Source organism: Tetzosporium hominis, from assembly GCF_002265435.1.
Lineage (GTDB): Bacteria > Bacillota > Bacilli > Bacillales_A > Planococcaceae > Chryseomicrobium > Chryseomicrobium hominis.
In genome coordinates this window covers 1-1407 of record NZ_NOKQ01000222.1, presented here as the reverse complement: position 1 = coordinate 1407, position 1407 = coordinate 1, and the positions used below count along the sequence as shown (strand labels likewise).

Below are 1407 nucleotides of genomic sequence, written 5' to 3'. Positions count from 1 at the left end.
CACTAGTGTCGCATTAAAATGGGTAGGTCTTGTCCGATAAGCGGAATTGTCTGTAAATTTATTTAAACGTAAAAAAATCCTTTATAATGGATTCGGGTAGTAAACCATCCAAATCCAAAACAAAGGATAATCGCATGGATAAGTTTACACGGAAAACATCATTTGAACAATGGCTCTCGCCAATTTCTTCTGGAAAAATTGAAGGACTGGTCGAGGCCCATCAGTTAAATCATTATACAAAGAAGCTACATTTCGAATCGTTTCTCAAACTGCTTGTATTCGCACAGCTCAATGAGACAGAGAGCCTCCGGGCTCTAAGCGACACGCTGTTCTCAGACGACCTTCAACGAGCAACGGCTCTAGAGTCGATTAGCTTCTCGCAACTAGGACGTCGATTGAGCGAGATTCCCACGCATGTGTTTCAGGTACTCTTCCTCGACTTGGTCACGAAAATCCATAAGATGAGTCATTTTGAAATTCGCCGGAAGGCGACGACGCCTCTAAAGATCATTGATTCGACCACATTGCCACTGAATCTGAATCGTCATCGATGGGCAGAGTTCAGAAAGACCAAGTCAGGCGTCAAGCTCCATCTGCGGCTGGTATTCTTAGAAAAAGGTTGTTCATATCCCGACAAGGCAGTGCTCACTAACGCAAAGGAGCACGACCGTGGCCAGTTAGAAGTCCTCGTCGATGATAGAGAATGCATGTACGTCTTTGATCGTGGTTATCTGGACTATGAACGGTTCGACCGCATGACAGATGAAGGGTTCTTCTTCGTATCACGTCTACGGAAGAACGCTGTCACACGTGTGATACAACCGTTAGAGTGTCTAGAGGCTTCCGAGGTCTTGTCTGATGAGATGATCTTGATCGGTACGGCGCAAAATCGAGCAGAGAATGTGTTTCGACGCATCAAAGTCTTGGATTCCAAGGGGAATCCATTGGAACTAATCACCAATCGCTTTGATATAGACGCAGACGAGCTAGCGGAACTCTATAGGTCACGGTGGGCCATCGAACTGTTCTTCAAGTGGATGAAACAGCACCTGAACATCAAAAAGTTCTACGGACAGAGCGAACAGGCTGTGCATAACCAGGTGTATATCGCCATGATCGTCTATTGCCTCCATGTTCTCGCACAGCTTGAGACGAACAGTCCAAGGAGTTACCTACAGATCAGTCGATGGCTACGAGCGGCACCTTGGAAATCCGCCTACATCTGGCTACGAAAGATTAAAGGGGGATCAATCCCGTAAGGGAGAAATAGCTTCTAACTGCAAACGCCACAGTTTATAGTAAAAAAATGGATGTTGACTACCTTTTTCGGTATGTCTGTTCGTTTTTAATTTTTTCAACGAATAAAAGAAAACTGAATATTCTCAACTTATTTATGCGACACTAGTG

General features: G+C 44.8%; 1 protein-coding gene. It reads left to right on the top strand.

The window, feature by feature from the left end:
• Positions 1-134 precede the first annotated feature (134 nt).
• On the top strand, positions 135-1259 hold the full coding sequence (locus CF394_RS11190; protein WP_094943737.1) for an IS4 family transposase: 1125 nt from the start codon (positions 135-137) through the stop codon (positions 1257-1259).
• Positions 1260-1407: the final 148 nt, after the last annotated feature.